Annotated in this window: 21 protein-coding genes; 10 read left to right on the top strand and 11 right to left on the bottom strand. The window is 58.7% G+C overall.

The features are described from left to right. Positions 1 to 37: 37 nt before the first annotated feature. Positions 38 to 520 carry a class I SAM-dependent methyltransferase gene (locus tag ASD46_RS15150; protein ID WP_025594502.1) on the bottom strand — a complete coding sequence of 161 codons (483 nt, stop codon included), beginning with the start codon at positions 518 to 520 and terminating at the stop codon, positions 38 to 40. Between the two features lie 79 nt (positions 521 to 599). Beyond that, positions 600 to 1,940 (bottom strand): nucleotide sugar dehydrogenase, encoded by a 1,341-nt coding sequence (locus ASD46_RS15155; RefSeq protein WP_025594504.1) that lies wholly within the window; start codon positions 1,938 to 1,940, stop codon positions 600 to 602. A 127-nt stretch (positions 1,941 to 2,067) separates the two neighbouring features. Here ASD46_RS15155 and ASD46_RS15160 point away from each other — a divergent pair, with 127 nt between their 5' ends. Continuing rightward, complete coding sequence (locus ASD46_RS15160; RefSeq protein ID WP_025594506.1) at positions 2,068 to 3,165, top strand: glycosyltransferase family 4 protein; 1,098 nt, start codon at positions 2,068 to 2,070, stop codon at positions 3,163 to 3,165. Then, complete coding sequence (locus ASD46_RS15165) at positions 3,162 to 3,905, top strand: polysaccharide deacetylase family protein (protein ID WP_025594508.1); 744 nt, start codon at positions 3,162 to 3,164, stop codon at positions 3,903 to 3,905. The genes ASD46_RS15160 and ASD46_RS15165 overlap by 4 nt, the downstream gene beginning before the upstream one ends. On the opposite strand, the gene ASD46_RS15170 is transcribed toward ASD46_RS15165, so the two are convergent. Continuing rightward, a complete protein-coding gene (locus ASD46_RS15170; protein WP_025594509.1) occupies positions 3,897 to 4,859 on the bottom strand; it encodes a glycosyltransferase family 32 protein in 963 nt (320 codons plus the stop codon). The two genes, ASD46_RS15165 and ASD46_RS15170, sit on opposite strands and share 9 nt — an antisense overlap. Before the next feature lie 213 nt (positions 4,860 to 5,072). On the opposite strand from ASD46_RS15170, the gene ASD46_RS15175 reads away from it, so the two are divergent. The 7 genes from ASD46_RS15175 to ASD46_RS15205 all read left to right on the top strand — a co-directional run bounded on the left by ASD46_RS15175 (position 5,073) and on the right by ASD46_RS15205 (position 14,755). After that, on the top strand, positions 5,073 to 6,965 hold the full coding sequence (locus ASD46_RS15175) for an ABC transporter ATP-binding protein (RefSeq protein ID WP_025594512.1): 1,893 nt from the start codon (positions 5,073 to 5,075) through the stop codon (positions 6,963 to 6,965). Further along, positions 6,962 to 8,863, top strand: coding sequence for an ABC transporter substrate-binding protein (locus tag ASD46_RS15180; RefSeq protein WP_025594514.1), 1,902 nt, complete (start codon positions 6,962 to 6,964; stop codon positions 8,861 to 8,863). Before ASD46_RS15175 ends, ASD46_RS15180 begins: the two co-directional genes overlap by 4 nt. A 1-nt stretch (position 8,864) precedes the next feature. Then, entirely contained in the window at positions 8,865 to 9,863 is a 999-nt protein-coding gene (locus ASD46_RS15185) for an ABC transporter permease (protein ID WP_003516797.1), read from the top strand. Beyond that, positions 9,860 to 11,035 carry an ABC transporter permease gene (locus tag ASD46_RS15190; RefSeq protein WP_003516796.1) on the top strand — a complete coding sequence of 392 codons (1,176 nt, stop codon included), beginning with the start codon at positions 9,860 to 9,862 and terminating at the stop codon, positions 11,033 to 11,035. Before ASD46_RS15185 ends, ASD46_RS15190 begins: the two co-directional genes overlap by 4 nt. Before the next feature lie 72 nt (positions 11,036 to 11,107). Beyond that, on the top strand, positions 11,108 to 12,316 hold the full coding sequence (locus ASD46_RS15195; RefSeq protein ID WP_003516795.1) for a glycosyltransferase family protein: 1,209 nt from the start codon (positions 11,108 to 11,110) through the stop codon (positions 12,314 to 12,316). A gap of 43 nt (positions 12,317 to 12,359) precedes the next feature. Beyond that, on the top strand, positions 12,360 to 13,607 hold the full coding sequence (locus tag ASD46_RS15200) for a glycosyltransferase family 4 protein (RefSeq protein WP_025594515.1): 1,248 nt from the start codon (positions 12,360 to 12,362) through the stop codon (positions 13,605 to 13,607). Beyond that, on the top strand, positions 13,604 to 14,755 hold the full coding sequence (locus ASD46_RS15205; RefSeq protein ID WP_025594517.1) for a glycosyltransferase family protein: 1,152 nt from the start codon (positions 13,604 to 13,606) through the stop codon (positions 14,753 to 14,755). The genes ASD46_RS15200 and ASD46_RS15205 overlap by 4 nt, the downstream gene beginning before the upstream one ends. Here ASD46_RS15205 and ASD46_RS15210 read toward each other — a convergent pair. The 6 genes from ASD46_RS15210 to ASD46_RS15235 form a co-directional block, all read right to left on the bottom strand. Continuing rightward, positions 14,721 to 15,461: a copper homeostasis protein CutC gene (locus ASD46_RS15210; protein WP_025594519.1), complete on the bottom strand. Its 741-nt coding sequence runs from the start codon at positions 15,459 to 15,461 to the stop codon at positions 14,721 to 14,723. The two genes, ASD46_RS15205 and ASD46_RS15210, sit on opposite strands and share 35 nt — an antisense overlap. A 79-nt stretch (positions 15,462 to 15,540) precedes the next feature. Further along, a complete protein-coding gene (locus ASD46_RS15215) occupies positions 15,541 to 16,746 on the bottom strand; it encodes an MFS transporter (RefSeq protein WP_025594521.1) in 1,206 nt (401 codons plus the stop codon). A 63-nt stretch (positions 16,747 to 16,809) separates the two neighbouring features. Beyond that, a complete protein-coding gene (locus tag ASD46_RS15220; RefSeq protein WP_025594522.1) occupies positions 16,810 to 18,243 on the bottom strand; it encodes a M81 family metallopeptidase in 1,434 nt (477 codons plus the stop codon). Between the two features lie 12 nt (positions 18,244 to 18,255). Next, a complete protein-coding gene (locus tag ASD46_RS15225; protein WP_025594524.1) occupies positions 18,256 to 20,175 on the bottom strand; it encodes a beta-N-acetylhexosaminidase in 1,920 nt (639 codons plus the stop codon). Positions 20,176 to 20,217: 42 nt separating this feature from the next. Continuing rightward, positions 20,218 to 21,000, bottom strand: a complete 783-nt coding sequence (locus tag ASD46_RS15230; protein ID WP_025594525.1) for an SDR family oxidoreductase — start codon at positions 20,998 to 21,000, stop codon at positions 20,218 to 20,220. Between the two features lie 115 nt (positions 21,001 to 21,115). After that, complete coding sequence (locus ASD46_RS15235; RefSeq protein WP_003516783.1) at positions 21,116 to 21,979, bottom strand: MurR/RpiR family transcriptional regulator; 864 nt, start codon at positions 21,977 to 21,979, stop codon at positions 21,116 to 21,118. A 243-nt stretch (positions 21,980 to 22,222) separates the two neighbouring features. On the opposite strand from ASD46_RS15235, the gene ASD46_RS15240 reads away from it, so the two are divergent. Next, entirely contained in the window at positions 22,223 to 22,708 is a 486-nt protein-coding gene (locus ASD46_RS15240; RefSeq protein ID WP_013636865.1) for a hypothetical protein, read from the top strand. Positions 22,709 to 22,854: 146 nt separating this feature from the next. On the opposite strand, the gene ASD46_RS15245 is transcribed toward ASD46_RS15240, so the two are convergent. Both ASD46_RS15245 and ASD46_RS15250 read right to left on the bottom strand, forming a co-directional pair. After that, complete coding sequence (locus tag ASD46_RS15245) at positions 22,855 to 23,967, bottom strand: ABC transporter ATP-binding protein (RefSeq protein WP_003516776.1); 1,113 nt, start codon at positions 23,965 to 23,967, stop codon at positions 22,855 to 22,857. A gap of 184 nt (positions 23,968 to 24,151) precedes the next feature. Further along, on the bottom strand, positions 24,152 to 25,384 hold the full coding sequence (locus ASD46_RS15250) for an extracellular solute-binding protein (RefSeq protein WP_060642519.1): 1,233 nt from the start codon (positions 25,382 to 25,384) through the stop codon (positions 24,152 to 24,154). Positions 25,385 to 25,418: the final 34 nt, after the last annotated feature.

A 25,418-nucleotide genomic window follows, 5' to 3' on the forward strand; every position in this document is an offset into this window, starting at 1 on the left:
GGCAATACCGGCGCTCTCGCTGACGGGCCATCCGGCCTCAAATCTTGCGATAGAGAAAATAACGGTCGGTCGGCACGCTTTCCGGCACCGGCAGAGGCTTCAGCATGGGATGATCCAGAGGCAGACCGCTGACCGCAACGCCGCCTTTTGCCAGCATGCCCGCGGCAAGGTTCGGCAGCCATGTCAGGGTAATGGCATCCTTTTCGGGGTAGCCCGTGCCGATATCGGCATGCACCATGGCCGCCTCCACACCGATGAAGGCGGGAGCGGTTTCCGATATTTCACCGATGACGAGATCTTCCTGCGCCGGAACAGACGAGGCGTGTGCGCCCATGGCCCTGTCGAAGGCAACGATACGGCGTTGCGGAAACAGTTCCCGCAAATGATTGAACGTGCGCCCGTTTCCGAGGCCTATTTCCATGATCGCACCTTCGTCAGGCAGATCAAGATCGGCCTTGACGTGGTTGAGGATATCGCGCTGCGCGGTCAGCCGGCGAATAAAACTGTCCAATCTGCTCATAGTCCGTCCGTTCATGAATGCCGGGCATTTTCAGTAAAAGCGTATGGCGATTTTGCTGGAAATGTCCGGGAGAAGCCGATCAGGCCTTGATGATGTGTTTTGCGGCGATATCCCGACGTGCGAAGACGTTTCGCGTATCGATGATCAGCGGCGACCATTCGCAAAGAGCGGCATAGTCCACATTGTCGTGATCGGTCGCGACCAGAACAGCGTCAAAGGCGCTGACGGTCTGCTTGTCCCAAGCCACGGATTTCATGCCCATCAGGTGGCTATATTCCCGGGTTTTCGGGATTTCTGCCACGTGCGGATCATAATAGGCCGCTTCGCCGCCGCGCTCCTGAATAAGTTCTATGAGTTTCAGCGAAGGACTTTCACGAATATCGGGCACATTTTTCTTGTAGGCGAGACCGACCACCAGCACCTTGGAGCGGCTGAGCGCCTTGCCGGAACGGATGTCGAGGGCTTCCGCAACCCGTCCGATGACATGACGCGGCATGCCGGTGTTGATTTCGCCGGCGAGCTCGATGAACCTCGTCGGCAACTCGTACTCTCGCGATTTCCAGGTGAGATAGAAAGGATCGATCGGTATGCAGTGGCCACCAAGACCCGGGCCGGGATAAAACGGCATGAAACCGAACGGCTTGGTTTTCGCCGCGTCGATCACTTCCCAGATGTCGATGCCCATGGCCTCATAGACGACCTTGAGTTCATTGACGAGCGCGATATTGACAGCACGGAAGACGTTTTCGGTGATTTTCACCGCCTCGGCCGTGGCGTTTGTCGAGACCGGAACGATCTTCTTGACCACCGAGCCGTAGAATGCCGCCATCAGTTTCCCGGCAGCCTCGCCATCGCCTGCAACGACCTTCGGAATCGTCGAGGTCTCGAAATCGCGATTGCCGGGATCTTCCCGCTCGGGCGAAAAACCGATGAAGAAGTCGACGCCGGAGACAAGTCCCGTACCTTCCAGAATGGTCTTCACAACCCCGTCGGTCGTGCCGGGATAGGTGGTCGATTCCAGCACCACAAGCTGCCCCTTGCGCAGATGCGCGGCAATGTCCCGGCAGGTCTTTTCGACATAGGAGAGGTCCGGCTCGCGATATTTTGTCAGGGGCGTCGGCACGCAAATGGCAATCACATCGCATTCAACCAGTCTGGAAAAATCAGACGTTGCGATGAAGCCATCATCGCGCCTGACGCTTGCCAGCATCTCGTCCGAAACCGCCTCGATATAGCTGCGGCCGGCATCGATCGCGACCATTTTACCGGGATCGATATCGAAACCGACGACCTTGAAACCAGCCTTGGCGATCGTGATGGCTAGCGGCAGACCGACATAGCCAAGGCCGATCACCGCCGCTTTGGCGCTCTTGTTTTCGATGCTGGAAAGCAGGTTCTGGGAAACGACTGGGAAAGTCAAAGCGTGTCACGCTCCGCGCATGTGCAAAAGATGCCTTTCAGTTGGGCAAGAATGGTCAGGCTGTCAAGGCTCGGCCCTCTCAAATTCCGGTTGACGCCAGAGCCATGGGCGACGCACAACCATCCGGATGAGGATCGCTTTTTATTCACCGCTCAAATCCCCCAACCATCCCGTTCCCTCCGGAGACCGGCTGATGGCCCGCCTGCTGATGAAGGCGATGGCAATGGGCGGCCACGATGTTTCCGTCGCTTCCGAGCTGCGCAGCTTTCTCAAACAGGCTGACGATCCGGCGCGGTCCTTGCTTGCCGATGCGGCGACGCGCGAAATCGAGACCATCACGGAGCGCTGGCAGAGGGTAGGCGCGCCGGACCTGTGGTTTTGTTATCACCCCTATTACAAGGCCCCGGACTTGCTCGGGCCGGAACTGGGCACACGTTTCGATATTCCCTACGTCACCGCCGAGGCCTCCTATTCCCCCAAGCGCAATGGCATGGGCTGGCAGGCGGTTCAGGACGAGTTACTGGCCGCATTGAACGCTGCCGCCATCAATATCTGCTTCACCGCGCGTGATCGCGACGGGCTTGTCCGCGCCTCTCCCGCACTCCGCTCGGCGATGTTGGCGCCCTTTATCGATGCGAGTAATTTTCTTGAAATTGCTCCGCGCCCCACACCGGGAAAACTCATCACCGTCGCCATGATGCGGGCGGGCGACAAATTCGACAGCTATCGCGCGCTTCGCGAAGCGCTTGCGCTGTTGCCGCAGGACTTGAACTGGACATTGGATATCATCGGCGACGGGCCGGAACGCGCTGCCGTACAGGCCATGTTCAGCTCTTTCCCCGATCGCCGTCTTGTCTGGCACGGAGAAAAAAACGCAAACGAAATCGCAGAACTTCTTTCAAAAGCATCGGTTTACGTCTGGCCGGGGCATGGCGAAGCCTACGGTCTCGCCTATCTCGAGGCACAGGCTGCGGGCCTGCCCGTTATCGCCGAAGCGGTTGCCGGCGTTCCCGAAGTGGTAAAATCCGGAACCACCGGATTACTGACACCGGAAAATGATACAGCCGCCTATGCTGGAGCAATCGAAACTCTGCTCGGGGATGACAAGCGGCGGGAGGAATTGGCAAGGGCAGCCCGCCAGTTCGTAAAAAATGAACGATCTCTGGAAAACGCCGCAAGAGAACTGAACGATATCCTGTTGCGAGCAAAGGCACGAACATCATGAGTCTGGAAACACTCGTAGCGGCACTGGATGAATGTGGACGACGCGGCATAACGGCCGATCTCTGGCTCAGGGACGACGATGCGGTGGAACCGACACCGGCGCTCGACACGCTTCTCGATCTTTGCAGCAGCTTTTCCGCGCCGGTCACGCTTGCGGTTATTCCCGAGATGACGACGGACAAGCTCGCGCAGCACCTGGATACGACTGACATTGCCCATGTCGCCGTGCATGGCTGGTCCCATACGAACTATGCCACCGAGAAAGAAAAGAAACAGGAACTCGGATCACACCGTGACCTGTCCATCGTTCTCGACGAGTTGCAATCCGGGCTGGAAAAACTGCACGATCTGCATGGCAGTCGTTTCGTGCCTATGCTCGTTCCGCCGTGGAACCGCATAGATGCCAATGTGGTGCAGGGCCTGGCAGACCTCGGATATCGAGCGCTTTCGGTTTTCGGCCCGGAAAAAGACACTGTGCCACCTTGCCTGAACACCCATGTAGACGTGATTGACTGGCACGGCAGCCGCGGTGGGCGCGAAGACGACATCCTTTTCGCCGAGACCGCCGCCCGCATCCTGCAGACTGCGGAGCACGGCGACACGACCGGCATCCTCACCCATCATCTCGTGCATGATGACAACGTCTGGCGTTTTCTGAAACGGCTGTTCGAAATTACCGGCAAACATCCTGCCGCGCGCTGGCGTTCCTCGGCGGAACTCATCAACCAGATATCACCATGACTTCCAGGCAATCAGCAAACCACCCGTCTTGGTGGCAAGTTCGCGCCTGACAGCTTCGACCTCCTGCAACGCGGCGCGATCGGCAAGAGAAGCGGCAACAAACCCCGCTGGCGCAAGGCTGATGCTCCCAGCCCGAGCGATGACGGTAAAGATCAGCGGACCCGTCGACCACCAGGCTGGCGCACGCGGCATTTCCTCAAGAATCCTCGGAAACACCTCAAGCATCCTGCGGAAGACCGGATGGCCGGCAGGTGTCGCAATGAAAGAGTTGGCAAGAAGCATGCTGCCCTGCCCGGTGTCGCGCGGCGTTTCTTCATCGAACGCCGTCAGCCCTACCAGTGGCAGGAAAGCATCGAAACTTGCATCATCCCGCGCCGGATACCAGTCGCAATCAAGATAGATGCCACCAAAACGCTCCAGCACGACATAGCGGGCCACATCGACAGCGCCGGGATAATCGCCGTCTTCCAGCATCGTCCTGAAGACGTCATTCGAAAACACGCCTTCCCGCTCAAGATCGGTCTCCCGCCAGAGGTGATATTCGTAACCATGCGAGGCGGCATGGGCGGCCCAGGCCTTGACCGATACGGGCGGGGCCTTGTCTCCGATCCAAATCTGGTGGATGCGCCTGGGCACGTCCTCCCTGCTTTTCAGATTGATAGCGCGGTGCTCCTCCAGGGAAAAATGCGCATATTTTGCAAGCACCTGCGGCGGCGGAACCAGCGTATATTGATAGCCGATCCTCGCGACCACATCGCCTTCAGCCTTGGCAAGACGCAGCCGTGCCGCATGCAGCCGGCGCGGCAGACCGAGCACTGTCCGTTCGCCCATCAGGTGCCCGTCTTTTACTGCAACCAGCGATAAGAGAAGCGCATGCGCTTCCGCATATTGTCCCTGGTTTTGCAACTGCCGGGCTCTATCCAGCTGGGCATCGTAATATTTCTTGTCGGACATGGATCCTCACCCGGGAACGTTCGTTAACATATCGCCAAACACAAGCCATCAGGCAAGCCATTGCAATTTGGAAGCCGGCTTTGAATTTGCTAAACAATTCGATGTTTCAGAGGCATAGACAGACAACAAACCCTACGATAACGTGCCTTTAAGCCCTCCTGAGCAAATTGTCACAAGACAACGATAAAGAGAGACGGCAAGGAACCCTTTAGCATGAGCGCAGGCGCAGATTTGCTCCGTATTGAAAATCTGCGGGTCTCGTTTTCTCTTATGGGTGGCACGATTGACGCCGTGAGGGGTGCCAGCCTTCGCATTCTTCCGGGAAAAGTGACCGCGCTTGTCGGAGAATCCGGCTCCGGAAAATCCGTCATCGGCCAGACGATCATGGGCATCCACCCCAAGACGGCGCGCGTGAACGGACGCGTGCTGTTTACCGATCCCGCAAATGCCGCAGCCGGCCCCGTCGATCTGCTGCAACTGCCGAAGGACGGCCGGGAAATCCGCGCTATACGCGGAAATCGCATCGGGCTGATTTTTCAGGAACCCATGACGTCTTTTTCGCCGCTGCACACGATCGGCAACCAGATTGACGAAGCGCTGAGAATCCACAGCATCCTGTCGCCGGCCGAGCGCGCGGAAAAAATGTATGAGACGCTCGACCTTGTAGGGTTTTCCAACCCGAAGAAGGTCGTGAACATGTATCCCTTCGAATTGTCGGGCGGCATGCGCCAGCGCGCCATGATCGCCATGGCACTGATCTGTCGCCCCGCGCTTCTGATCGCCGACGAACCGACGACGGCTCTTGATGTAACCATACAGGCGCAAATCCTCAAACTCCTGCGCGATCTCCAGAGCCGGCTGAACATGAGCATGCTGCTCATCACCCACGATCTCGGCGTGGTGGCAAACATCGCCGACGAGGTTGCCGTGATCTATCAGGGCGAGATCATGGAAGCCGGAACGGTCGACGATATTTTCAAGGCACCGAGCCACCCCTATCTCAAGGGCCTGATGGCCGCCGTGCCGCATTTCGACATGAAGCCGGGTGAGAGGCTGAAGGCGCTTCGTGAGATCACCGTCGACCACGAAAGCCTTGTCGGCAAGAAGACCGCCGCAGTGAACAAAACACCCGGCCCGCTCTTGACCGTGGAGAATATCAGCAAGACCTTCACTACCCGGAAGTCAAGCTGGTTCAGCCGCCGCGATGCCAATGCCACCAAGGCGGTCAACAGCGTCAGTTTTGAAATCCGCCGGGGAGAATGCCTTGGCCTCGTCGGCGAAAGCGGCAGCGGCAAGACAACCGTCAGCAAAATCCTCATGCGCGCCGTTCGCCCGGATGAAGGCTCCGTGACATTTCACCGGCCGCAGGGCGATATCGACGTCCTCAATGCTAGGGACGGCGATCTAAAGGAACTGCGGTCGAAGATACAGATGGTCTTCCAGGACCCGATCTCATCGCTTTCACCGCGCATGACCGTGCGCAATATTTTGAGCGAGCCGCTTGAAATCCATGGACGGGGCGATGCGAAATACCGCGCGGAAAAAGTCCGTAATCTCGTCAAGGCAATCGGCCTTGGAGAAAGCGCGCTGAACCGTTATCCGCACAGTTTCTCAGGCGGCCAGAGGCAGCGTATCGGCATTGCCAGAGCCCTGGCATTGGGTCCCGAACTGCTGATCTGCGACGAACCCGTTTCTGCCCTAGATGTCTCGGTGCAGGCGCAAATCCTCAACCTGCTCAAGGATTTGCAGAAGGACCTCGGACTTACCTACCTCTTCATCTCGCACAATCTGGCAGTGGTGGATTACATGGCGGACCGCGTGGCGGTGATGTGCGAGGGCCGCATCGTCGAGCTGGCGCCGCGGGAAATCATGATGCGCTCTCCGGTTCACCCCTATACAAAATCGTTGCTGGCGGCCGTGCCTTTTCCCGATCTCGACCGTCCGCTCGATTTCCGCACCATCGGCAAGATCAGCGCGACGGGCAAGTTCGACTGGGGCAAGCAATTCCGCGACGAGGGTGACGGCGAAATGATCTCTGCCGATCTTGGCGATGGCCATTTCGTTCTCGCAAATGGCAATGCCGACATCAGGGAGCTTCGCTCGTGATTACGCGCCGCACCACCCTTGCCTTGATGGCATCCGTCTTTTTGCCGACCTATGCGCGCGCTGCCTATACCGACCCCGCCTACTTCAAGGAAAAGCGGGAAAAAGGTGAGCTGCCTGATATTGCCGAGCGCTTGCCGAAAAACCCGCGCGTCATCGATATGAAGGCGCTTGGCCGGGAGCCCGGAAAACACGGTGGTTCCGTGCGCATGCTGATCGGCGGCCAGCGCGATATCCGGCTTATGCCCATCAGCAACTATGCCCGCCTGGTTGGTTACGACGAAAAATTCGAGCTTCATCCCGACATTCTGGAAAGCTACGACGTTCAGGACGAACGCATCTTCACCTTCAAGCTACGCGAAGGCCACAAATGGTCCGACGGCAGCGATTTAACCTCCGAGGATTTCCGGTATTTCTGGGAGGATGTTGCTCTCAATAAGGAAATTCACAAGGGCGGCCCGCCAATCGAACTGCTGGTCAACAACAATCCTCCCCAGATCGAAGTCATTGACCGGCTGACGGTGCGCTATACCTGGGAAGGTCCGAACCCCGATTTTCTGGCAAAGCTCGCAGCAGCATCGCCCGCGCGGCTTTTCCTGCCCGCCGCCTATATGAAGCAGTTCCACATCAAATATCAGACCGCGGAAAACCTCGCCAAGCTCATCAAGAAGAACAAGGCGGATGACTGGAGCGGGCTGCATATCAAGATGTCGCGGCAGGTCCGTCCGGAAAATCCCGCTCTGCCGACGCTGGACGCATGGCGCAATACGACTTCGCCACCGGCCGAACAGTTCGTTTTCGAGCGCAATCCCTATTATCACCGTGTCGACGAAAACGGCCTGCAACTGCCCTATCTCGACCGGTTCCTGCTGAACGTTACGTCCTCCGACATCATCTCGGCCAAGACGGCGTCGGGTGACAGCGATCTGCAATATTTCGGCCTCGATTTCGCCGACTACACCTTCCTGAAGGATGCCGAAAAGCGCTTTCCTCTAAAGGTGAACCTCTACAAACGCTCTCAAGGTTCGCGCATTGCGCTTCTGCCCAATCTGAACTGCGCCGATCCTGTATGGCGGAGCTGTTTCCAGGACGTGCGCGTGCGCCGCGCAATGTCGCTCGCTATAAACCGGCACGAAATCAACATGGTCTGCTTTTACGGGCTGGCCAAGGAAAGCGCCGACACCGTCTTGCCGGAAAGCCCGCTTTACCGACCGGAATTTGCCGAGGCCTGGAGTGCCTTCGACCGGGCGATGGCCAACAGGTTGCTTGACGAAGCAGGTCTCGATAAGCGCGACAGCGCCGGCAACCGGCTTCTGCCGGACGGCCGTCCAGCCTATATCATCGTCGAGACCACAGGCGAAAGCACGCTCGAAACGGACGTGATGGAACTGGTCACGGACCACTGGCGGCATATCGGCATTGCGGTTTCGGTCCGCCCGACCCAGCGCGATGTCTTCCGCAAGCGCGCCATGGGCGGCGAGGTGCTGATGTCGGTGTGGATGGGCATGGACAATGGCGTGCCGACCCCCGACATGTTGCCTTCGGGCCTTGCGCCCACCGGCGACGACCAGTTGCAATGGCCGGTCTGGGGCATCCACTATCTGTCCGGCGGGCGCGAGGGCAAGGAGCCTGACCTGCCGGAAGCAGCGCATCTGCTCGATCTCCTGAAAAAATGGCGCCGAAGCGTCACCGAGGAAGAGCGCGAGGCAATCTGGCTGGAAATGCTTGGTATCTACACGCAGCAGGTATTTTCCATCGGCATCGTCAACGGCGCGCTACAACCCGTCGTCCATGTCAAACGCATGCGAAACGTGCCGGAAAAGGCGCTTTTCGGCTTTGAACCCACATCGTATCTCGGCATCTACATGCCGGATGCCTTCTGGTATGACGGAGACGCCTGATATGCTGCGGTATATTCTCAAGCGCATCCTCGTCATGATCCCCACGCTGATCCTGATCTCGATGCTGGTCTTCACCATCATCGAATTGCCGCCGGGCGATTATTTCGAAAGCTACGTCGCCGAACTGCGCGCCATGGGCGAGACCGCAAACCTTGCCGAAATCGAGGAGTTGCGCGTCCGCTATGGCTTCGACCAGCCGGCGCCGATCCGTTACTTCCGCTGGGCAACCGGCATGCTGGTTGGCGATTTCGGTTATTCTTTCGAATATCAGCTCCCGGTAAACGAGGTTGTGGGAGACCGTCTGTGGTTGACGGTTCTGGTGTCCTTCGTCACCATCATCGTCACTTGGATTCTTGCCTTCCCGATCGGCATCTACTCCGCCACGCACAAATATAGCTGGGGCGACTACGGCCTGACCTTCCTCGGTCTGCTTGGCATCGCCATCCCCAACTTCATGCTGGCGCTGATCCTGATGTATTTCGCCAATATCTGGTTCGGCATCTCCATCGGCCATCTGATGGATCGGGAATATCTGAACCAGGCGATGAGCTGGCCAAAGTTCAAATCGATTCTCGAACATATCTGGATACCCGTCCTCATCATCGGAACGGCGGGCACGGCCGGCATGATCCGCCGCCTGCGCGCCAACCTCTTGGACGAGTTGCAGAAACAATATGTCGTAACCGCCCGCGCCAAGGGGCTTCACCCTTTCAAGGTGCTGATCAAATATCCGCTGCGCATGGCGCTGAATTTCTTCATCTCGGACATCGGCTCGATCCTACCCGCCATCATATCAGGCGCGGAAATCACCGCCGTCGTGCTGTCGCTCGAAACAACCGGTCCGATGCTCATCCGGGCGCTGCAAAGCCAGGACATGTACCTGGCCGGCTCCTTCCTGATGTTCCTTGCTTTCCTCACGGTGATCGGCGTTCTTGTGTCGGATATCGCCCTTGCCATACTTGACCCGAGAATCCGCTTCGGAGGTGGTAACGTCAAATGACTTCATCCATCCCGACATCCGGCGAAGCACTGCCCCACTACGTTTCGACGGCGCCGTTCGACCCGTCGCTCATCGAACCCAATACGTCCGGAATGGCGGCCTTCAGCAAGGCGTCGCAGCTGCGGCTCATGTGGTGGCAGTTCCGCCAGCACAAGATCGCCGTCTGGTCCGGCGCCTTTCTGGTGGTGCTTTATCTTTCGATCCTGATCAGCGAGTTCCTCGCGCCTTACAATCTTCACACCCGCAATATCGAGCATATCTACGCCCCACCCCAGGCCATTCACCTTTTCAATGACGGAAAATTTGTCGGGCCCTTCGTCTATGGTCGGGAAATGACGCTCGACATGGACAATCTGCGGCGTGTCTACCGGGATGTGCCGACGGATATCCAGCCGCTACGTTTCTTCTGCAAGGGCGATACCTATCATTTCTGGGGCATGATCGAGGCTAGAACCCACCTCGTATGTCCGGCCGAAGGTGGTGAAATGTTCCTGCTCGGCACCGACCGGCTTGGACGAGACGTGCTGTCGCGAATCATCTACGGCGCGCGCATCTCGCTGACGATCGGCCTTCTCGGTGTCGCCATGAGCTTCGTTCTCGGCATTGTGATCGGCGGTCTTGCAGGTTATCGCGGCGGCACTTTCGATCTCATCGTCCAGCGTATCATCGAAGTCCTGCAATCCATTCCGAGCATTCCGCTGTGGCTCGCACTCGCAGCGATCATGCCGGTGACCTGGAGTCCGATCCTCGTCTATCTTGGCATCACAATTATTCTCGGCATGCTGGACTGGACGGGACTGGCGCGCGCCGTGCGCTCCAAATTGCTGGCATTGCGCGAGGAAGACTATGTTTTGGCTGCACAACTGATGGGCGCCGGCACGCCGCGCATCATCGGCAGGCACCTTATCCCCGGTTTCATGTCACATCTGATCGCCTCGGCGACGCTGACGATACCGGGCATGATTCTCGGCGAAACCGCGCTGAGCTTCCTTGGTCTCGGCCTCAGGCCGCCGATCACAAGTTGGGGAATTCTGCTCACGGAGGCGCGCAGCGTCAGCGTCATTGCGCTATATCCGTGGCTTCTCATCCCGACGATTCCGGTTGTTCTCGTCATTCTGGCCTTTAATTTCTTCGGTGACGGACTACGTGATGCTGCGGATCCCTTCAGATAAAATGGAACACGCCTTGATAAACTGCTCTTCCGCCATCGCCTTTTTTGGGAAAGGCAAAAAGAGGTGTGGCCGATGACCTCCCGTCTGAACGACGCACGCATCCTCATGTACAGCCACGATTCCTTCGGCCTCGGACATCTGCGACGCTGTCGCACGATCGCTCACGCGCTGGTGGAGGATTATCGCGGCCTCAACGTGCTTATCATTTCGGGTGCGACTATCGCCGGCGCCTTCGATTATCGCGCTCGTGTGGATTTCGTGAAAATCCCGAGCGTCATCAAGCTGCGCAACGGCGAATACACCTCCATGGACCGGCATATCGATCTTCAGGAAACACTGAAGATGCGCCGCTCCATCATCTATCACACTGCCGAAAGCTTCCAGCCGGACATCTTCATCGTCGATAAGGAGCCCATGGGTCTTCGTGGCGAGGTGGAGGAAACGCTTGCGTATCTCAAGGGACAGGGAACCAAGCTTGTCATCGGCCTCCGTGACGTCATGGATGCACCGCAGCTGCTTGAAGCGGAGTGGAAGCGCAATGACGTGATGACCAAGATCGGCAAGTTCTATGACCACGTCTGGATTTATGGCCCGCCGGACTTCCACGACCCCTTGACGGGGCTCGACGTTCCCCAGACCGTTCGCGACAAGATGGATTTCGTCGGCTTCCTGCAACGCTCCAAAACGCAGGCGGAAACCGTGGCGCACCGGCCGGAGGGTGACTATCTTCTCATCACCACTGGCGGCGGCGGTGACGGCAGCGAATTGATCGATGACGTCATCAACGCCTACCGTCATGATAGCGAACTGACGCACAAGGCGCTCGTGGTGCTCGGCCCTTACATGCCGGCAGACCAGCGCCAGCGATTCATGAGCAGTGTTGCCGATATTCCGTACATCGAGATCATCGAATTCGACAACCGCATGGAAGACCTCGTTGCCGGCGCTCAGGCCGTCGTGTCGATGGGAGGCTACAACACCGTCTGCGAGATATTGTCGTTCGACAAGCCTGCCCTCGTCGTGCCGCGCACGGTGCCGAGGGAGGAGCAGCTTATCCGCGCAAGCCGCGCGTCGGAGCTCGGCCTTTTCGACATGCTTTTACCTGAGGATGCCGAGAATCCGGCAAAAATGGCGGCAGCTCTTAAAGCGCTGCCGAATCGCGCGCCGCCTTCCGTCAATTCGCAGGACCTGAAGCTCGATGGTCTGGAAAACATTTCGAAACGGATAGCCGAATGGCTGCCGCCCGAGGGCGACAAGGTGCCAATAACGCTGACAGCGTAACCGGCTCCCCGACAACCACCGCTTCAAAAGAGACACGCGCAACGTGACCGACACAAAAAAAATCGTGGTGCTCCTCAAGGGCTATCCGCGCCTGTCCGAGACTTTCATCGCCCAGGAACTTCTGGGGCTTGAAAAGGCTGGCCTTAAGCTGGAACTCATGTCCATGCGCCGCCCGACGGATAAAAAACGCCACCCCGTTCACGATGAAATCCGCGCACCCGTGACCTACCTGCCGGAATATCTGCATGACGAGCCCATCCGCGTGCTGAAGGCCCTGTGGGCCTGCCGCAAAAAGCCAGGCTTCACCAAGGCGCTGCGTCGGTTTTTCAGCGATCTGCCGCATGATCTCAGCCGCAACCGCTTCCGCCGTTTCGGGCAGGCGGCCGTGCTGGCGCACGAATGGCCTGTAGATGCCGGGTGGCTGCATGTCCACTTCATCCACACACCCGCCTCGGTCGCCGCCTATACACATCTTATCACCGGCACGCCCTGGACGATTTCGGCTCACGCCAAGGATATCTGGACCTCCAGCGACCGGGACCTTGCCGCAAAGCTGGAAAGCGCCCGCTGGGCCGTGACCTGCACCGCAAGCGGCTTTCAGCATCTTCGCACCCTTTCCGGCGTCAAACAGAATGTGCATTTGAGCTATCACGGTCTCGATCTCACCCGCTTCCCGCATTTCGACACGCCGCGTCCGCAAAGAGATGGATCGGACGCTCATGATCCGGTCAGGATTTTGAGTGTTGGACGGGCCGTCAAGAAAAAGGGCATCGATATTCTGTTGCAGGCTTTGGCCTCGCTTCCACAGGACATCCATTGGCGTTTCACCCATATAGGTGGCGGCGACGAACTTGCCGGGTTGAAAAAACTCGCCGACGAGCTTGGCATCGCCGACAGGATCTTCTGGACCGGCGCCATGGACCAGAAACAGGTGCTGGAGAATTACCGCGAGGCCGACCTCTTCGCCCTTGCCTGCCGCATCACCAGCGATGGTGACCGCGACGGTCTTCCCAATGTGCTGATCGAGGCCGCCAGCCAGGCGCTGGCCTGCATTTCCACCAATATATCAGGCATTCCGGAATTCTTCGTGGACGGTGAAAACGGCCTGCTGACGGAGCCCGAAAATCCGGTTGCCTTCGCCGAGGCTCTGCGCACGGCGATTACCGATCCACAATTGCGTGAGCGTCTGGGTAGTGCGGCGGAAAACCGTGTGCGAACCGCCTTCGACAACCGCACCAGCATTGCCGAGTTGAAGACGCTGTTCGAAACCGAGTGGGAAAAAACGCCATGACCGATACGGAAAAGCGCCCTTCCGTTTTCTTCTACGTCCAGCACCTTCTGGGCATCGGCCATATCGCCCGCGCCAGCCGCGTTGCCAACGCCCTTCAGGCTGATGGTTTCGATGTCGTTCTGGTGACAGGCGGCACCCCGGTTCCCGGCTTTCCGGGCGAAGGCATCCGCCATGTCGAATTGCCGCCGATCGCCGTCAGCGACGGCAGCTTTTCCGGCCTTGTCGATAGTTCCGGCAAACCGGTCGATGACGACTTCAAGAAGCTGCGAACGGATATGCTGATCGGCGCTTATCACGGCGCAAAGCCGGATATCGTCATCATAGAGGCCTTCCCCTTCGGCCGCAGGCAGGTGCGTTTCGAATTGCTGCCGCTTCTGCGCGAGATCGAGGACAGTGAACCACGCCCGCTCGTCATGACGTCGCTGCGCGATATTCTGCAGGAAAAAACCAAACCCGGCCGTGACGAAGAAACCGTGTCGCTGGTGAAGAAACATTTCGACGCGGTGCTGGTCCACGGAGATCCGGATTTCGTCCGGCTGGAGGAGACCTTTCCCCTTGCCGGCGAAATCAGCCAGCGCGTTGTCTATACCGGCCTCGTCGCGCCGCTGCCATCGCCGGAACCGGCGGAAAAATTCGATATCGTCGTTTCCGCTGGCGGAGGTGCCGTTGGTGCAGCCCTTATCCGGGCCGCACTTGAGGCATCGCCTCTGCTGGAAGAGATCAAAAGCTGGTGCCTCATAACCGGCCCCAACATGCCGCAGGCAGATTTCGATGCGATCTCGGCGCAGGCGCCCGAAAATGTGTCCATCTTCCGCTTCCGCAAGGATTTCGCAAGCCTGCTTGCCGGCGCGCGGCTTTCGGTTTCGCAGGCCGGTTACAACACCGTCTGCGATATTCTACAGGCAAAATGCCGCTCGCTTCTGATCCCGTTTGCGGCCGATGGCGAAACGGAACAGAGCGCCCGCGCCGAACGGCTGGCGCGGCTGGGACTGGCACAGGTTCTGGAAGAGAAGGATATCTCTGCGCAATCCATGGCCGATGCCATCAGGGCGGCATTGGCCCTGCCGGGACCCGACGTGATCCACCTCGATCTCGATGGCGCCGCAGGAACGGCTAGAGCTTTGCGCCGCCTTTTTGATGAGCGGTGAGGATTGCCTTTAACTCTCGAACGGCCTCTTCATCGGTGCCTTTGCGCCCCGCGCCGGTGAAACCGAGTTTCGCCACCCGGCTTTCCGGATCGTAAAACGGAATGGCGGAACAGGATGCGTGGATCTCCGTAATGGGAAAGCGGTCCAGCAACGTCTGCACGACTGGTGGACGCACCCCGGCCCCCGGCATGATGACAATTCGCCCGGCGGCAAGCTCGGATAATCGGGCCAAGGTCTCGATGCCCTCAAGCGCCGAACGCGCGCCCCCGGAGGTCAGAATTCTCGGGAAACCCAGCGCGATAGCGGCCTCCAATGCTTCATCCATGTCGGGAACAACGTCGATCGCCCGGTGCAGCGTCATATCGAGCCCGTCGGCGTGGCGGCGCAGTTCTTCGAGCAGGGGAATATCAAGCGAGCCATCGCCAAGCGAGGCACCGAGCACCACGCCGGAAAGCCCCGCCGCGCGCGCCGCATCGATATCGCGTTTCATCACATCGGCTTCGTCGCGCGTGAACACGAAATCCCCGGCGCGCGGCCTGATCATCACGCTCACCGGCAGGGCGTAGGCCGCCGCCCGGTGCATGAAACCCGCAGATGGCGTCACACCGCCACCGGACAATGCCGCGCAAAGTTCTATTCGGTCGGCACCACCCCTGACCGCCGCTTCCAGACCGGCCACGTCGTCCACGCAAATCTCGAGAATCATCGTAACCTCTTTCTTTTGAATGTGCCGTGTTTTCGCGCCGGCTTATCCGAAAACCGCCCACACTTTTCGGTCCGACGCTCTACCTGCGGCGGCCCTTCCCATCAAGCGCGTAGAGCATGTAAACGCCGCCGAGACCTACAACCGCTCCCAGGATTGAAGTGCCTGAATAGCTCGTGACGAGCGTGCCGACGGCAAAAATCAGCGCACCCAAACCCGCGCCGAGGAAGATGTTGACGGCAATCAGCGAGCTTCCAAGCCCCGGCCGATCCGCAATCAGTTCCTGCAGATAGGTGATCGGGATACTGATGATGGCGGCTGCGCCGAGCGCGCTGATCAAGGTCTGCGCATAGATATGCCAAGGTGCCGTCGCGAGCCCCTGCAGGATGAGGTAGACGGCATAAAGCCCCGCTCCCGCCGCAAGGGTCAGCGTTTGCGGCACCTTCTTTTCGATCCAGCCCCACAGCAGAATGAAGACGATTTCCAGCGCGGCAACGATGCCAGCGACGATACCGATATCCGCGACCGTTCCCTTTGCCTGACCCGTTATGATGAGCGAGCGGATGGAATCATTGAGATGTAGCATCGAGCAGATGAGCGCGATGGCGATGATCCGCAGCAGCACCCGTCGCTCCCCGATTTCCGCAAGTGAAGCGCGGACACCGAAGCGTGCCTGCGTGTTCACCGATGTCGGCGTCGCCGTGCGCGGCAGGCAGAAGGCGACCAGCAGAAAGCAGATAAGCGCGCAAATGCCTGAGAACAGGAAAGCCATCAGCATATTGCCGGAGTTTACGAGAAAAATACCGACGATACCCGGCACCAGCACCCATGAAAGCGAAATCGTGGCCCGCATGATCGAATTCACCGCGATCATGTCGCCCGTCGAAAGATTGCGGGCATCGGCGCGCACATGCGCGAAAATCAGAGAGTTCATCGCCCCGAAAATCGGCAGGAGCAGCAGCTTTGCGGTCACGAAGGCGGTGGCATTACCAACGAGATAAACCAGCAGATAGCCGCTGACGCCGAAAAGCGCGATCAGCAACATGGGTTTGCGATATTCGCCGAGCCGGTCTGCAACGATGCCCATCAGCACGCTGGCGCTGACATTGATGATGGCGGCAAACAGCATCAGCAGGGAATAGACGGTGTTGCTGAGCCCGATTTCGCGAATGCCGATCACCGCCTGATAGGGGGCGGTGGCGGCATTCGAAAATCCGAAGAACAGGATGGCGAGCGCCCCGATGCGGATCGACGGATTGTTGAAAACGATGGAAAGAGCCGACGGCATGAAGGTTCGCCTGAGATGATCCGGCACGGCCGGATCGCTGAATGAAATGCTATCGAACCGCTGTCATCGCCAGCGGGCCGAAAGGATGGGTTTCGGGATATAGTTGAAATGCGATTTCCATGGGTAAAAATCGCCATCCCGGCGGCGATTGGGGAGGTTTTCGATATCCTGATTGATAACCCCCTCCGTCAACGCCATGAGATTGGGATTGGCGATGGGCGCAAGCTCCGGCGAAAGATAACCTGACTTGACGACCAGCAGCCTTACCGCCTTCGGATCGAAGCCCAGACGGGTGAAATCCGCGATCATGTGATAGGGCCTGCGCCTTGCAGCCAGAATGACGGTAATGCCATCGATGACGACTACCGCTTGCCGCTGATCGGAAGCACCTGGATCGTCCAGTTTCAGGACCTTGGCTTCGACAGTGATGGAAGGGCTTTCGGGATCGAGACTGCCGCCGATCTTCAGGGAAAGCGCCGCGCCCTCGCCCGCCGCAAAACAGGCCTCGACCGCCCGCTTGTCGGTGATGCCGCCGATCAACGCGCCCTGCCAATTGCGCGCAATTAACGCCGCCAGAACATCGGCGCGATCGCCCACCCCGCCGCCGGTCGGATTGTCGCCGGAATCCGCCAGAATGATCGGCCCGGTTGTTGTTTTTTCCGCAATATCCATGATGACCTCGAGCGGTTCGGTCACGGGACCGAAACGGAAATCCTGTCGGGCATTCCAGTAGGATTGCGCAATCTCCGAGGCGACCGCCTGCGCGGCCTCTTTGTCCGTCCCGGTCACGACAGCGCAGGCCGTCGCCCTTGGTTCATCGGCCCAGACGTAGCCGATCATGAAATTCGCATCCCAAATGCCGGGCCGCGCGTCGTAGTGCGGCAAGACGGCATAGAGGCTTTTGGCCGGTTCATCTTCCGTGGAGGTTTTTTCACCCGGCAGGAGAACGGGGATTTTCGCCCATGCCACACCGGGCTTCTCGCCAGTTTTCAGAGCCTTGATGAGCATCGTCCACGCCCGCACCATCGTCTCGCGCACATCGATATGCGGCGCAGTTCGGTAGCCGGCGAAAATATCCAATTGGTCGATGATCGACTGGCTGACATTGCCGTGCAGGTCGTAGCTGGCGGAAATGATAACATCCGGTCCGACTACGGCGCGGGCGCTGGAAATCCAGTCCCCTTCCGCATCGTCCATTCCCTCGACATTCATCGCGCCATGCATGGCGAGATAAAGCCCGTCGAGCGGCAGGCAGGCCTTGAGACGCTCCAAGAATTCCTGCTTGAACGCATCATAGGCCGTGCGCGACACGGGACCACCCGGCACCGCCCGCGCATGCAGAAGCGGCAACACCTCCGCCCCGCCTTCGCCGAGGAAATTGAAATATTCGGCTTCCAGCAACTCCGTCCCGCGAAAGACGCGAAAATCTTCCTGACGCATCAGCACCGGCGAATAGGTGCTGCATTCGGTATGAATTCCACCAACGGCAATACGCATCTCGCCTTCCTCTCAATAGACCGGGCTCAAGCGGACGATGGCGGAGAAACGCAGCCAGTCCTTCTGCGCTTTCGACGTCCACGCCGCCTCGGCAATGGCGGGCAGTCTCGGGAAAACCAGATGGTTGAAATAGGCGCGATTGAGGAAATGCTCGGACCAGATGCAGGCCTGAACGCCTTTCATTCGCTCCTTCAATTCCTCGGGGAACTCACCGACTGCCTCGTAAGCATATGTATGCGACGGCGGAACGGTGCCGGCCCAGCTTGCGCCCGGCTCCTGCCAGGCTTCATCCTGCACCATGTCGAGATAATAGGCCTGTCCCGGCGTCATCACGACGTCATAGCCCTGCTTTGCAAGCTCCAGGCCAACTTCCGGCTTCTGCCACGCCATCAGCAATGTTCCCGAGGGATCGACGCCGCCGCCGTGCGAAACTTCGTCCCAGCCGGCAAGCTGGCGGCCGCGCTCATGCAGCATCCCCTGAATACGTTTCATGAAATAGGACTGAATGCCGAAGGTGCCGTCGAGGCCTTCCTTTTCCATCAACGACTTGGCAAGCGGCGAGGCAAGCCAGGAGCCATCTGCTACCTCGTCGCCGCCGATATGGATCAGCCGCGAGGGGAAAAGCTCCACCATCTCGTCGAATATCTTGCCAAGGAATTCATAGGTCGGCTCGATGGCGGGATTGAGCGCATTGTTGGGATAGCCCTGTACGGAGCGATAGCTGTCCGGCGCTTCCTGCCCATCCGTCAGCTCCGGATAGGCAACGAGAGCCGCCGTGCTGTGGCCGGGAATATCGACCTCCGGCACGATTTCGATGTTCAGTGCCGCCGCATGCGCGACGACCATGCGAACATCATCCTGCGTGTAATAACCGGAAACCGGCTCAGCCCCATTGCCGAGCTGCGGCAGAAGCGGCGCATCCGGGCCGCGCGTCGCGCCGACTGTCGTCAGCAGCGGGTAAGCCTTGATTTCGAGACGCCAAGCCTCGTCATCCGTCAGGTGCCAATGGAACCGGTTCATGCGCAGCCATGCAAGAATGTCGATCAGCCGCACGACATCACCGGTCGGATAGAATTGTCGCGAGACATCCAGATGGCAACCGCGCCAGCTGTAACGCGGCGCATCGGCGATGGTGCCGGAAACCGGGAAACGGAATTTGGTATCGGTGCGCGCGCCGTGCAGCAATTGCGCGAGCACAGTCAGGCCGTATTGCAGACCTGCAGCGGCCGAATATTCCACGACGACGGCGTCATCAGAGAAAGACAGGCGATAACCTTCAGCTTCCAGACCGCTATGTTGCTTGAAGCGAAGCGGTTTGCCCTCATGAACAGGCGCGAGGCTGAAAGGCACGTGACCAACGGCAAAAAGCCTGCGGAAAAGCGACGAAACAGTTTCCACCGCAAGCACTTCTTCCTTGCCTGCCTCTTCCGTCGGGAAGAGTGCGACGGGGAAGTCTTCGCCCGGCGCGGCATCGATTTCTGCAGGCCAGGGCTGGATGGCGAAGGGCAGATCGAGCTTTCCTTCGGGAAGCAGGGCTGGTGCCGGCTCGCTATGGCGCCCGTCAAGCATCAGGTCAGCGACATCAACCGCGCGATGTGTGCCGTCGGCAAGGCTGATATAGGCGGATTTCGCACCGTCTGTGCGATGGCGGGCAGGCCTGAGCAGGCCGTCAACGGTGAAACGCCACGATTTCCCGGCTTCGAGCACGAAACCCCGTGGCGGCGCAAATTCATGGAAATTGGCATTGCGGCGCAGATAGACGGCATTGCCGCAAACGGGCTTGTCGATGGTCCGCGTCAGCGACGTATAGACGATCCGGAAATCCTTCACCGGCTCGCTGGAAAGATTGAACAGGGTGAAGGTGAAGCCACCCGATGCGGAATCTTCGAGCGGATGCCATGAGTTTTCGAGACGAAATTGTGCGAGCGCCATGATGCTCCCCTTTATTGTGCTTCAAGCCCGAGAGGACTTCGGTCAGTAGTGTTCGGATTGTGAGAAAGTGCGGGCGAGCGGCGCCTGCCCTGCCGTCAGGCCGCAATCCACCGGCAGGCACACGCCGCTGATAGCCGCTGCCTGTGGCCCGGCTAGAAAAGCGACGGCGTTGGCGACATCCTCAGGCCTCACGATGCGCTGCAACGGATACCAGTGCTTCGCTTCCTCGAAGACCTGAGGATTGACTGCCGCCCGCGCTTCCCAAGCCTGCGTGCGCACGGTTCCTGGAGCAACAGCATTGGAACGGATGCCGAATTTTCCGTATTCGACAGCGATCAGCTTCGTCAGATGGATCAAGCCTGCCTTTGCCGCGCTATAGGCGGGATGGCCGAACACAGCCATGCCGTTGACGGAGGTGATATTGATGACAGACCCTTGCGTGCGCTTAAGCGCGTCCTCGAAAGCCCTGAAGCAGAGAAACGGTGCTTCCAAGTTAAGGGCATTGTCCTTGCGCCATATCTCTGCGGTCGTGTCGTGCAGGCTGACGGCCCTTGCAGCACCGGCATTGTTGACGAGGGTCGCGACATCACCCAGCTCCCCAACCTCCAAGGCCAGCCTTGCAAGATCCTGCGGATCGGTGACGTCGCAGGTTTTCGAAACGAAGGCGGAACCGGAAAGCAGGGAAAGCGCATTGGAAAGGGCGTCGGGATCGATATCGACCAACACCACCTTCGCGTGGCTTTCAGAAAGCGCCGCGGCAATTGCCCGGCCGATGTCGCCCGCCGCGCCCGTTACGACGGCGACTTTGTCTTTCCTGTCCTGCATGTCATGCTACTCCTTCGAGGCTTTCCAGAGCGGGTTTTGAGGTCAAGCCGCTCTACATCTTTGTTTTTACGCATTTTTCGGGCGTGAAACCGCTACGCGGCTCACTGGAAATGCTCTAGTCACCCAGCAATTGCCGGTCGTCCGGATCACGATGCTCCACAAGCTGCTGCTTGATGTGCCGCAGGGTCACCATCGACCGCTGCCGGTGGTGATAGGCAGCTAGCGTCGCCAGAACATCAACCGCCGCCAGATAGGCATAACGCGATGATGTTGGGCGGAAGATATTGTTTCCCTCAGGCACGTTGACGGCCACCACCATATCGGCCGCCAAGGCGACGGGCGTATCGCTCTGGGTCAGCGCGATGGTGGTAACCCCCATTTCCCGCGCCAGCCTGAAGCACTTCACCAATTCCATGTTGCGGCCGGAAAAGGAGGATCCGATGATGACGTCTTCCTTCCGCGCAGCGGCAGTCATCATCAATTGCATGCTGTGATCGGCGCTGGTCGAAACGCGCAGGCCAAGGCGAAACAGCCGGTTCTGAATTTCCGAGGCGATCATCGAGGAATTACCACCGGCTCCAAACGCGTAGATCATGCCGCTATTGGCAATCCGGACGGCCGCTTCGTCGGCCAGGGCGGGATCGAGCGTCTTGTGCAGCAGGAAAAGCGCCTCCTGCGCCTTGGCAAGCACTTCCTCGGCGACGTCCGACGGGCCCGTGCTGGTCGGTTCCGAGGTGAGGTAGCGGATGCCGACATAAGCGGTCTTGGCAAGGCTGACCTTGAAATCCGAAAAGCTCTGGCAACCCAGACGGCGGCAGAACCGCGTCACAGTTGGCGGGGAAACCTCGGCGCGGGCGGCAAGCTCGATGATCGATGCATTGACCGCAAACTCGAAGTCCGAAACCAGAATATCGGCGATCCGCCGCTCCGATTGCGAGAACTGTCCCCTGTCGTCTTGAATCTTTGCGAAAATATCCATGCTCACCGGTCTCCGTTCCGCCAAAACTTAAGGCTTGGCCCCGTTTCCGATGCACCCTAATCCGAGACGCCCGTCAACCGTACACACCCATGAATCGACCATGTTTCGCCCCGTTGACGACACGCCGGACACCTTTGATTTGAAAATTATTTTCTCTGTTGATTGCGAGATGAGCATATGCCAACAATCTTCGCCAGAGAAATATCCAAATCTTGAAAATAATTTCAACAACGGACCTGAATCATGCGCGACCCATTCAAAAACCCTTTTCCCGAAACAGACGTCGCCCGCCACTCCATCTGGGACATGCTGGTAACACGGGATATCGACGCCTTCCTCACTGCCGACTGGTCGAAAGTCGCGGATGATTTCGTAAAGGACGGCTTTCTCGGTATCAACGCCAACCGGGATGCAAACCCGGACAACTGGCGCCTGTCCTTCCCCTCGCTTGACGCCTATCGCGACGAATGGCTGCGACAGGCGCAGGATTTCCAGACCCAGCAATTCGCTGAAGACCCGCGCAATGCGATCTTCACCACCACCACGCTGGAAGAAATCGAAGTGGAAGGTGAGACCGCACTGGTTCGCAAGAAGTTCGACGGCGGGCTTCGCAAGGCCGACGGCAGCTTCGACGTCATGAAATGGCAGACGCTCTATTATTGCCGACTGCATGAGGGTCGCTGGAAAATCAGTGGTTTCACCGGATACATGCCCAATCCCATGCCGTGATCCAGCGGACCTGCCAGACCGTTTTGAACGCCGGGCCGAAAGCCCGGCGTTGCTTTTTCGTCTGGAAGACGAAGACCGCTGAAAACCGATAGCGTCGCAGAAAACCGGGCATGGCGAGACAGATTTCATGGCCCGGTTCCCGCCCTTTATTGTATCAGTTTGAGGACAGAAAGATCGACACGCCGTTCGAGCGATGTGCCGCTTTCATCAAACAGATGGCAATCCGACGCCTTGATACCGGTGACGATGGTTTCATCGACGACAACAGGCGCAGAACCGGAAAGAAGCGCGCAATAATTTTCACCCGTGGGCGCGACGCCATAAGCGATCGTATTCACACCCAGCCGCTCGATAACGCTGGGCGCGACCTTGATATTCAGGTCGGCCGTTTCGAGACCGGTGTGTTCCGGGCGAATGCCGAGCGTCAGTTGCGTGCCTTCAAGACCGGCGCGCGGCTCCACCGGCACGGTGATTGTCTGGCCCTCATACTCCACGGTCACACCATCGGCGCTGACGGATTTGCAGGTGACCTTCAGGAAATTCATTTTCGGATTGCCGATGAAACCGGCGACGAACAGGTTTGCGGGCTTGTGGTAAAGTTCCAGCGGCGCGCCGACCTGGGAGATTTCGCCCGCATTCAGCACCACGATGCGGTCAGCCATGGTCATGGCTTCCACCTGGTCATGCGTCACGTAGATCATCGTCGCCTTCAGCGTCCGATGCAGATTGGTGAGCTCGATACGCATGTCGGCGCGAAGTGCGGCGTCAAGGTTGGAAAGCGGCTCGTCGAACAGGAATATCTTCGGCTCGCGAACGATGGCGCGGCCGATCGCTACACGCTGGCGCTGGCCGCCGGACAACATGCCGGGACGCTGCTGCAGGCGCTGGTCGAGTTGCAGGATCTTCGCGACGGCCTCGACCTTTTCCTTGATCTTGCCCTCTTCCATCTTTTCGACGCGGAGGGGAAAAGCGATGTTTTCAAAAACCGTCATATGCGGATAGAGCGCATAGGACTGGAATACCATGGCGATGCCGCGTCTAACCGGCGGCAAGTCATTGACCTTCACGCCGTTGATGACGATGTCGCCGGCGGAAATATCCTCAAGGCCGGCGATCATGCGCAGCAATGTGGATTTACCGCATCCCGAGGGACCGACAAAAACGACGAACTCGCCATCCCTGATGTCGAGCTGAACGCCCTTGATGACTTCGAAATGTCCATAGTTCTTGCGGACGTTGTTGAGATAAAGCTGACCCAAAACTTGCCTCTCCCGTCACCAGCCGACATCAGGCTGCGTTCAGAGACGTTCCGCGACACGGAAAAATCGCGCCTTATCGGAACCGTTGAAACACACGAGAAGCTCCTGCCGTCATAGCGGCGGGTATTCTCGCAACGAATTATGAGTTGCGGGCGACCTGCGCCCGCAACCTTATAAATGTGGATTACTTGTACTGCTCGAGAGCGGCAGATGCCTTCTTTGCGGCATCTTCCGGTGTCGCCTTGCCGGTAACGACAGACTGCACCATCTCAATCATCGTGTCCTGGAAGCCCTTATAGTCAGTGAAGAGCGGCTCGGGACCGCCATAGGCGATACCGTCGATCAGCGGCTTCCAGAAGGGGTCCTTGGCGATGAACTCATCAACCTTCGGCGACGGACGAAGCGGGGTCAGGCCAGCGCCGCCCTGCAGTTCGTATTCGCCCTGCGGGCCGGGAGAGGTGATGAACTTGGCGAATTCGGTCGCCTTTTCTTCGACACCGGTTCCCTTGAAGATCGCGAGGCTGTCGGTGATGAGCAGCGTGCCGGGACCCTTGGCTTCAGGGCCGAGCGGCAGGGTTGCGATACCCCAGTTGATCTTGGTTTCCTGCAGGCGGGTTGCAGCACCCGATCCCGCCTGGATCATGCCAACCTTGCCATCGAGGAAGATAGCGCGGATTTCGTTCTGCTCGTAGGCCGTCGGACCCTCGACGGAGTAAGGCGTGATGTCCTTGTAGGCCTTCAGAGCTGCAAGAACCTGCGGGCTGTCGACGGTGATCTTGTCGCCGTCGATGACCTTGCCGTTATTGGTGTAAACCCAGTGCATGAACTGGTGCATGGTGTTGTCGAAGGTCTTTGCGGGCAGGCCATAACCGGCGACGCCGGTCTTTTCCTTGATCTGCTTGGCAAAGGCGATCTCTTCAGCCCAGGTCTTCGGCGGCACTTCCGGATCGAGACCGGCCTGCTTGAAGAGGTCCTTGTTCCAATAGAGCGCCTTGGTCGAGAAGGCGACGGGCACGCCCCACTGCGTATCCTCGAAGGTAACCGTGTCGACGATGTTAGGGTAATAGGTCTTCTTTTCTTCTTCGGTCATCGGCACCGGAACGATGAGGTCGTTCTGTGCGAACTGCTTCAGCGTGCGCGAACCGACATAGGCCATGGCGACCGGAGTGCCGGCGGCAGCGAGCGTGGTTGCCTTGTCCTGGCACTGCGCCCAGCCGACGACTTCCGGAACGACCTTCCAGCCGGCATTCTTGCCTTCCCATTCCTTGATGTATTTTTCATGGATGGGGTCCATCTTGTCGCCGCAATAGATCCAGCTGATCTCCTTGTCGGCGGCGTGTGCCGCCACCGTGCTAAGGGCAGTGGAACCGGCAAATGCGAAGGCGCAAAGCGCCAATCCGTAATGTTTCAGTGCCATAGATAGTCTCCCGTTTTCTGGTGGTCGTTCCTAT

This window comes from Rhizobium sp. Root491 (genome assembly GCF_001427205.1).
In the GTDB taxonomy this organism is placed as follows: domain Bacteria; phylum Pseudomonadota; class Alphaproteobacteria; order Rhizobiales; family Rhizobiaceae; genus Agrobacterium; species Agrobacterium tumefaciens.

Coding starts and splice junctions, on each gene's coding strand:
- ASD46_RS15150 (WP_025594502.1), bottom strand. CDS start 520: ATGAGCAGATTGGACAGTTTTATTCGCCGGCTGACCGCGCAGCGCGAT.
- ASD46_RS15160 (WP_025594506.1), top strand. CDS start 2,068: ATGAGGATCGCTTTTTATTCACCGCTCAAATCCCCCAACCATCCCGTT.
- ASD46_RS15165 (WP_025594508.1), top strand. CDS start 3,162: ATGAGTCTGGAAACACTCGTAGCGGCACTGGATGAATGTGGACGACGC.
- ASD46_RS15170 (WP_025594509.1), bottom strand. CDS start 4,859: ATGTCCGACAAGAAATATTACGATGCCCAGCTGGATAGAGCCCGGCAG.
- ASD46_RS15175 (WP_025594512.1), top strand. CDS start 5,073: ATGAGCGCAGGCGCAGATTTGCTCCGTATTGAAAATCTGCGGGTCTCG.
- ASD46_RS15185 (WP_003516797.1), top strand. CDS start 8,865: ATGCTGCGGTATATTCTCAAGCGCATCCTCGTCATGATCCCCACGCTG.
- ASD46_RS15190 (WP_003516796.1), top strand. CDS start 9,860: ATGACTTCATCCATCCCGACATCCGGCGAAGCACTGCCCCACTACGTT.
- ASD46_RS15195 (WP_003516795.1), top strand. CDS start 11,108: ATGACCTCCCGTCTGAACGACGCACGCATCCTCATGTACAGCCACGAT.
- ASD46_RS15205 (WP_025594517.1), top strand. CDS start 13,604: ATGACCGATACGGAAAAGCGCCCTTCCGTTTTCTTCTACGTCCAGCAC.
- ASD46_RS15210 (WP_025594519.1), bottom strand. CDS start 15,461: ATGATTCTCGAGATTTGCGTGGACGACGTGGCCGGTCTGGAAGCGGCG.
- ASD46_RS15215 (WP_025594521.1), bottom strand. CDS start 16,746: ATGCCGTCGGCTCTTTCCATCGTTTTCAACAATCCGTCGATCCGCATC.
- ASD46_RS15220 (WP_025594522.1), bottom strand. CDS start 18,243: ATGCGTATTGCCGTTGGTGGAATTCATACCGAATGCAGCACCTATTCG.
- ASD46_RS15225 (WP_025594524.1), bottom strand. CDS start 20,175: ATGGCGCTCGCACAATTTCGTCTCGAAAACTCATGGCATCCGCTCGAA.
- ASD46_RS15230 (WP_025594525.1), bottom strand. CDS start 21,000: ATGCAGGACAGGAAAGACAAAGTCGCCGTCGTAACGGGCGCGGCGGGC.
- ASD46_RS15235 (WP_003516783.1), bottom strand. CDS start 21,979: ATGGATATTTTCGCAAAGATTCAAGACGACAGGGGACAGTTCTCGCAA.
- ASD46_RS15240 (WP_013636865.1), top strand. CDS start 22,223: ATGCGCGACCCATTCAAAAACCCTTTTCCCGAAACAGACGTCGCCCGC.
- ASD46_RS15250 (WP_060642519.1), bottom strand. CDS start 25,384: ATGGCACTGAAACATTACGGATTGGCGCTTTGCGCCTTCGCATTTGCC.